This window comes from Fodinicola feengrottensis, from assembly GCF_039530045.1.
In the GTDB taxonomy this organism is placed as follows: Bacteria; Actinomycetota; Actinomycetes; order Mycobacteriales; family HKI-0501; genus Fodinicola; species Fodinicola feengrottensis.
The window spans coordinates 189,731-197,096 of the sequence record NZ_BAAANY010000031.1 but is presented as its reverse complement, the minus strand read 5'-3'; the positions used below and the strand labels follow the sequence as shown (position 1 = coordinate 197,096).

6 protein-coding genes are annotated in these 7,366 nt (G+C 69.1%); all 6 read right to left on the bottom strand.

Annotated elements, in window-relative coordinates:
• Window positions 1-508: 508 nt before the first annotated feature.
• Complete coding sequence (locus tag ABD301_RS32625) at window positions 509-1,897, bottom strand: TldD/PmbA family protein (RefSeq protein WP_344314092.1); 1,389 nt, start codon at window positions 1,895-1,897, stop codon at window positions 509-511.
• On the bottom strand, window positions 1,894-3,366 hold the full coding sequence (locus tag ABD301_RS32620; protein WP_344314091.1) for a TldD/PmbA family protein: 1,473 nt from the start codon (window positions 3,364-3,366) through the stop codon (window positions 1,894-1,896). Before ABD301_RS32620 ends, ABD301_RS32625 begins: the two co-directional genes overlap by 4 nt.
• A 306-nt stretch (window positions 3,367-3,672) precedes the next feature.
• The gene (locus tag ABD301_RS32615) at window positions 3,673-4,878 is read right to left on the bottom strand and encodes a cytochrome P450 (protein ID WP_163570870.1); all 1,206 of its coding nucleotides are present in this window, start codon (window positions 4,876-4,878) and stop codon (window positions 3,673-3,675) included.
• A gap of 100 nt (window positions 4,879-4,978) precedes the next feature.
• Entirely contained in the window at window positions 4,979-6,184 is a 1,206-nt protein-coding gene (locus ABD301_RS32610; RefSeq protein ID WP_344314090.1) for a cytochrome P450, read from the bottom strand.
• A 104-nt stretch (window positions 6,185-6,288) separates the two neighbouring features.
• Window positions 6,289-7,005, bottom strand: a complete 717-nt coding sequence (locus ABD301_RS32605) for an FHA domain-containing protein (RefSeq protein ID WP_344314089.1) — start codon at window positions 7,003-7,005, stop codon at window positions 6,289-6,291.
• 43 nt (window positions 7,006-7,048) lie between these two features.
• The gene (locus ABD301_RS32600) at window positions 7,049-7,339 is read right to left on the bottom strand and encodes a 4a-hydroxytetrahydrobiopterin dehydratase (protein WP_344314088.1); all 291 of its coding nucleotides are present in this window, start codon (window positions 7,337-7,339) and stop codon (window positions 7,049-7,051) included.
• Window positions 7,340-7,366 lie beyond the last annotated feature (27 nt).

The window sequence follows — 7,366 nt, the reverse complement described above, 5'->3', positions numbered from 1 at the left end:
CCTACAAAGGCGGACTCTCGTAGCCGTAGTCGACAGCGCCCGCGCCGAAGGCGCCAGAAACACAGGGGGCCATCGGCAGTAACCACAAGAAAACCCCGCCCCGCCACCGGTCTTTGGTGGCGGGGCGGGGTTTTCTTGTGGCTGGTAGACGAGGCACCGCACCCTCGCGGTCACCGCTTTTACCCAGGGCGTTCTTTTCCCAGCGGTCACCGCTTTTACCCAGGGCGTTCTTTTCCCAGCGGTCACCGCTTTTACCCAAGTCGCTCATTTCCCAGCAGTCACCGCTTTTACCCAAGTCGCTCATTTCCCAGCGGACACTGCTTTACCCAAGTCGCTCATTCCCCAGCGGTCCCCGCTTTTACCCAGGCTGTAACCCCGCGCACCCAGCGACACCTACCGTGGGTCGCCGCTCACCAAGACAACCCCAACCGCAGTCGAGACCGTCGAGCAGGTCCACCTCAAGTCCAAGCAGCAACCGACGTCAGCCTTCGCTCGTACGAAAGGAAAATCAGCCCGCGGAGCCGCCGGTGAAATTCCATGAGGCGAGTCGCAGTGACGGCACCGCGATCCGGTTGGCGGTGTCGATGGAGTAGCCGGTGGGGCTGATGCCGACCGGGTCGGAGCCGATGGCGAGCAGGTTGCCGGGGCCGAAGGCGTCCGCGTACGACTGGGTGAAACGCAGGTTGCCGACCGGCTCGGTGACTCGCCCGTCCTGGATGCGCCAGAGGCCGTTGCGGGTGAGGCCGGTGGTGACCAGGGTGCGTGGGTCCAGCACGCGGACATACCAGAAGTCGCTGACCAGCAGCCCGTCCGTCACCTCGAAGGCCAGGTCGTCGACGGTCCCGCCGGCTCCGCCGGGGACTCGCAGATGCAGCGGCAGCGCGCCGAACCGGTCGCCGCCGGGGATGGCGTGGCCGGTGCTCTCGGCGCCGGCTTCGGCGGCCGTACGGCGGGAGTGCACGGCGGTGGCGGTGACGCCGGCGTCGATCAGGGTGAGCCGTCGTTTGACGGTGCCGTCGGCGTCGAAGGGCATGCCTACGGCGTCTTCGGACTCAGGGTCGTCCAGGAGCGTGAGGGACGGGTCGAACTGCGGCTGTCCGGGTCGTACGAACGAGCGGCCCTCGTTGACGGCCCTCCCGTTGAAGGCATACATGCCCAGGTAGAAGAGCACCTGCGCGGCGGCGCTCGGCTCGATGACCACCTCGTAGCGGCCCGGTGCGAGGTCCACCGGCGACAGGCTCGCGGTGGCCTTGGCGGCGGCGGTGGCGCCGAGCGCGGCCGGGTCGATGTCGGTGAGTCGGACGGCGGTGAGTTTCGCGACGCCGTCGGCGAAACCGCCGCCGTCTCGGGCCGCCCGGGCGATGCCGTCCACTGTGGACTCGCTGGCCAGGCCGCTGACCTGGTGACCGGCGGTGTTCGCGTACGTACGGGCGACCGAGCTGGTCTGGCAGACCCCGGCGGCGGACAGTCCACTGGCGCCGTCGATGAAAGCGCGGACCATGTCCGCTCGTACGGCCGGGGCCGCGTGCGCGGTTTCCTCGTCGTAGTTTCCGCTGTGCGCGAGCTTCCCGGAGGTGGTCAGGCCCGGCCAGCCCGGATCGACCGGCAACACCTCGCAGGCCGCGACGGCGCGTTCGGCGAGGCTGCGCACCGCGTCGGCGGCGGCCTGGTCCGGGGCGACGGTCAGGCTGGCCGCGGCCGTACGCCCGTTGACGTTGACCCGCAGCGACAGCGAGGTGCCGGTGTCGGTGACGTTCTGGTGGATCGCGGAGTTGGCGAACCTGGTCAGCGCGAGCGTGGAGGTGGTGACCAGCACGTCGGCCTCGGCTCCCGGCGCGGTCCGGCGAACTTCGGCGAGGACGCGTTCGCCAAGCTCCTGATCGGCGGCGGAGGTCATCCGGTCACCCCCACCCGGACGCCGGCGAAGCGGGCCGGCACCGACGGGTGGCCGGTGTGGCCGATCTGCCCCGGTTGGCCCTTACCGCAGTTCGGGGTGCCCCAGAAGACCCAGTGGTCGCGGTCGCCGGTCATGTCCATGGATCCCCAGAACCGCGGCGAGATCCCGGTGTAGGTGGGGTTGCGCAGCATCCGCCCGCGTTTTCCGTTCTTGATCTCGTAGCCGATCTCGCAGCCGAACTGGAAGTTCAGCCGGCGGTCGTCGATCGACCAGGATCGGTTGGTGTCCATGAAAATGCCGTCGTCGGTGGCGGCGATCATGTCGTCCAGACTGGATTCGCCGGGCAGCAGGCCGACGTTCGTCATCCGGACCATCGGCAGCCGTGCGTAGCCGTCGGCTCGTACGGCCCCGGCGTAGTCCAGGCCGGCCACCGCGGCCGAGTCGCGGCCGGCCAGTACGCCGGTCCACACCCCATTGCGGACGATGTCGACCGGCGTCGCCGGGCTGCCCTCGTCGTCATAGCCAAACGAACCGAGCGCGCCCGGCAGCGTCGCGTCCGCCGTGATCGTCATCAGGTCCGAACCGAACTTCAGGCTGCCCAACTGGGAGAGGTCCAGCCAGGACGTGCCGGCGAAGGCGGCTTCCCAGCCCAGGATCCGGTCCAGCTCGACCGCGTGCCCTACCGACTCGTGGATCTGCAGCGCCATCTGCTCGGAGCCCAGGATCAGCGTGGTCTCGCCGGCCGGGCAGCGCGGTGCGGTCAGCAGCGCGCGCGACTCCTCGGCGATCCGGGCCGCGTTGCCAGGCAGGTCCTGCCGCTCGATCAGCTCCCAGCCGGCGGTGCCGAACTGGCCGCGTACGCTCGGATACGACCGGCGCTGCGACTCGTTCTCGCCGATGCTGGTCGCGTTCATGCCGGCGCCGGACTCGATGATCCGCTGATGGATCCGGTGGCCTTCGCTGGAGACGAACCACTTGTCGGTGAACCAGAGGTCGTACGAGGCCTCAGCCAGATCGGCGCCGTGCTCGCGCATCGTCTGGGTGACCCCGGACAGCAGCTCGGCCTTGGCGGCCAGCGGCACCGCGAAAGGGTCCTTCTCGCACGTACTTGACCAGCTGTCGGTGACCGCAGGCGCGCCGAGCAGGCGGACCTTCGGGCCAGGCACCTGCGCGCTCGCGGCGGCGATCGCGGTGGCCTGCGCGCCGATGCCGCGGGCGGTCGCATCGGTCGGGTCGGGGACCGCGGCGAAGCCCCAGGAGGAGCCGACCAGTGCCCGGATCCCGAGCCCGGTCGACTCGATTTGGCTGAGCGCCTCGACCACCCCGTTGCGGGCGGCCATCGACTCGCTCCGGCGGTGCATCAGCCGCGCGTCGGCATACCGGGCTCCGGCGTCCAGAGCGGCCTGCACGGCCGCGGCGGCCACGTCGAACTCGTGCCGGACATCGCCGGGACTGGCACCTGCCGTCACACTGCCTCCCTTTCGCACACCCATTCGTGGACCCTACGCGAGCCGGCAAACCATTCTGAAATACCAGGTGGCGGTTTAGTTGTTTCCACCGAAAACGTAAGTCAAAACAGTGCCGGCCCGCACCGCATGCGTCCAACGTATATGCAGCCACGGTCGTACGTCCGCAACCGAACTCCGAGGTCGCGCGTGTTACGTCCGAGGGGCCCACCCCGAGCCTTTACCCGGGCCTGGCAGCGGGTCGTCGACGGTCTGCGCGTACGGCACGGAATCTGAACCAGCAGGTGGGTGTCAACTCTCGTGCAGGTCCTACCAGGTGACGGGCAACGCCTTCAGGCCGCCGGTGATGGCGTCCTTGCGCAGCTGCAGTTCCTCCACCGGTACGGCGAGGCGCAAGGTCGGGAAACGGTTCAGCAGCACCGAGAACACCTCCTGCAGCTCGATCCGGGCGAGGCTCGCGCCGATGCAGAAGTGCGGGCCGTGGCCGAAGGACAGGTGCGGTACGCGCGACTTGCGGGTGATGTCGAAGGTGTCCGGGTCGTCGAAGGCGGTGTCATCGCGGTTCGCGATGCCGAACGGCAGGAGTACGGCGTCGCCGGCCGCGATCGTCACGTCGCCGATCTGGATGTCCTCGCGGGCGTAGCGGACCAGCGCGCCGCCGTTGCTCTCGGTGCTGGTGACCCGCAGGATCTCCTCGACGGCGGTGGGCAGCAGCGACGGGTCCCTGCGCAGCGCGTCGGCCTGCGCTGGGTTGCTGAGCAGCAGAACCGTACCCATGTCGATGCGGGTCATGGTCGTCTCGTGGCCGGCGAAGAGCAGCCCGGTGGACAGCCGGCCGATGTACGACGAGTCCAACTTCCACTCGTCCTGCGCGGCCACCAGGTCGCTGATCACGTCGTCGCCGGGCTCGACCCGCTTGCGGTCGGCGAGCTCCAGCATGTAGCCGGAGAACTCGGCCATCGCGGCCTGCGCGAGCGGCGCGTCGACCATGTTGCCCATGTCCACCGACCAGGCCCGGAACCGTTCCCGGTCCTCGTACGGGACGCCGAGCAGCGCGCAGATCACCAGTGCTGGCAACGGAAAGGACAGGTTCGCGTGCAGGTCCGCTGGCCGCGGTCCGGCTTCCAGACGGGCCATGATGTCGGTGATGATCTCGCCGATTTTCGGGCGTAAGGCGTTCATCCGGCGAGCAGAGAAGGCCGGCGTGAGCAACCGCCGCATCACCTGCGCGTCCCGCGGCTCGGTGTCGAAGTTGTCGCTCGGACCGCCCAGCACCTGCGACTGGGACACCCGGGCGGCCTTGGCCGGCTCTCGATGCGAACGGTCGAGCCGCGGGTCGTCGAACAGCGTTCGTACGTCGTCGTACCGGGTCGCGATCCATGCCACGTCGCCGGCGTACGTACGCACCCTGGTGACCTGCCGGTCGGCCAGCAGCTCACGGTATTTCGGGGCGATGTCGAGCACATTCGCGCCCGGTGCGAACGGCAGGCGGGGGAGGTCTTCGGTGGTGGTCACGGCAGCGGATCCTTCCGGAGGTGGACAGGTTTCCCACGCTATGCCGGCCAAAGTCGGCTTTCTTCAACTCCGGGGTGGATCCGCCGCCCTGCCCCATCGTCTACCAGGTGACCGGCAGGCCCATCAGGCCACCGGTCAACGCGTCCTTTCGCAATCGCAGTTCCTCCACCGGTACGGCCAGACGCAGCGTCGGGAAACGGTTCAGCAGCACCGAGAACACCTCCTGCAGCTCGATCCGGGCGAGGCTCGCGCCGATGCAGAAGTGGGCGCCGTGGGCGAAAGACATGTGCTGGTTGGCGCTCTTGCGAGTGATGTTGAAGGTGTCCGGGTCGTCGAACGCCGTCTCGTCGTGGTTCGCGGTGGTGGCGGACAGCAGGATGGCCTCGCCGGCCCGGATGGTGACTCCGGAGATTTCCAGGTCCTCCCGGGCATAGCGGACCAGTCCGCCGCTGCCGCCGCCGGTGCTGCCGAGCCGGAGGATCTCCTCCACCGCGGACGGCACCAGGGCCGGATCGGCGCGCAGCGCGTCGGCCTGGGTGGGGTTGCTGAGCAGCAGGACCGTACCCATGTCGATGCGGGTCATGGTCGTCTCGTGGCCGGCGAACAGCAGGCCGGTGGACAGGCTGGCGATCTCGTCGGTCTCCAGCTTCCACTCCGGCGCGGCCGAGATCAGGTCACTGATCACGTCCTCGCCCAGGTCGGACCGCTTGTGTTCGACCAGATCCCGCATGTACGTGAAGAACTCGCCCATCGCGGCCTGCGCGAGTGGCGCGTCCACCAGATTGCCCATCGCCACCGACCAGGACCGGAACTTCTCCCGGTCCGCGGCCGGCACCCCGAGCAGCGCGCAAATCACCAGCACGGGCAGTGGAAACGAGAGCTGCTCATGCAGGTCGGCGGGCTTCTGGCCGGCCGCCATCCGGTCCAGCAAGTCGGCGATCAAGCCACTGACCTGGGGACGCAGCAAGCCCATCCGGCGAGCCGAGAAGGCCGGCGTGAGCAGCCGGCGCATCCGGGTGTGGTCCTCGCGCTCGGTCTCGTAGTTGTCGGTCGCGCCGCCCAGGATCGCCGAGGCGGAGATCTTGGCCGCCTTCTCCGGCTCCGGGTGCGAGCGGCCAAGGCGCGGGTCGGCGAAGAGCGCGCGAACGTCCGAATAGCGAGTCGCGATCCACGCGACGTCACCCGCGGTCGTACGCACCTTGGTGATTTTCCGGTCGGCGAGCAGCTGCCGGAAACCCGGCGGCACATCCATCACGTTCTTGCCAGGCTGGAACGGCAGCTGGGGGAGTTTTTCAGTCGTGGTCACGGTCCCAAAGTAGCCCGGAGCGTCCCGATTTTCCTCAACTCCCGGGTTGATCTGGTCGCGATGAGGCATCGCGGCCCCAACCGCGACTGCCCACAGCCAACTGGTCAGCTCTCGCGTTCGAGGAGCTCCAGATCCTGAGCGCCGAGGGTGGCCGAGTTCATCAACTCGCGCAGCAGGTTCGCCACCAGGGTGAGGCCGACGGGGTCGCCCACCTCGTCCATCCGCAGGCCGGGCACCCCACTTTGGGACAGTCGTCGGCGCACCCCGGCCGCCAGATGCTCCACTTTTTTGTGCGTCCACCGGCCATCGGGGTCGAGCTCGGCGAGTTCGGCGGCGGCCTGCTGGCGAGACTGCGGCTGCGCGTACGGGTCGTTCATCAGATAGCGCTGGCCGAGCGCGACCACGGCCAGTCGTTCGTCCGGGGTGAGCCGCCAACGCCTGGGCTTCTCGGTCTCGTCGGCCGGTCGAACCGGCGGCCGGCCGCCAGTGGCTCCGGCGACGTACAGCTCCAGCAGGTGCTCCCGGCCTCGCGAGCCGCCCAGCTGCAGGGGCGTGTAGCCGGTGGGCAGCGGCACCGGCTCGGCGTCGTGATGGAGCAGCACCGAGTGCGGCAGCCGGATCGGCGTACGTCCGGAGCACTCCAGCCACCATTGCTCGCCGCGGCAGGTGAGGGTCCCGTGCACCCGGCTGATCCGCAGGTCGTCCTCGCCGACGCAGATGTCCACCTCGCCGCGGTTGCGGCCGAACCGCAGCACCAGCCCGTCCCGGGGCGCGACCGTGATGCCGCCGGCGACGCTGAGGGTGCCCACCGCACCAGCCACCAGACCGCCTCCCCGTACCCGCTCCGATCACCCTATCGGCGCCTCAGGAGTGGGCGGCGACGATCCCGTCGATGGTGCGGGCCAGTTCGAGGTCCTTGGCGGTGACCCCGCCCTCGGAGTGGGTCGCCAACACCAGCCGCAGGGTGCGCCACCGGATGTCGATGTCTGGATGGTGATCGGCCTGCTCAGCGGCCACCGCGATGTCGTCGACGATCTGGATCGCGGTCGGGAAATCGGCAGCTTCGACCTGACGCCGAATCGCCGCCGCGTCACCCTCCCAGCCAGTCAACCCAGCCAGCGCCGCCGCAACCTCATCCGCACTCAACACCGCCATGCCCTCACGATAGCCACGAGAGCCGTC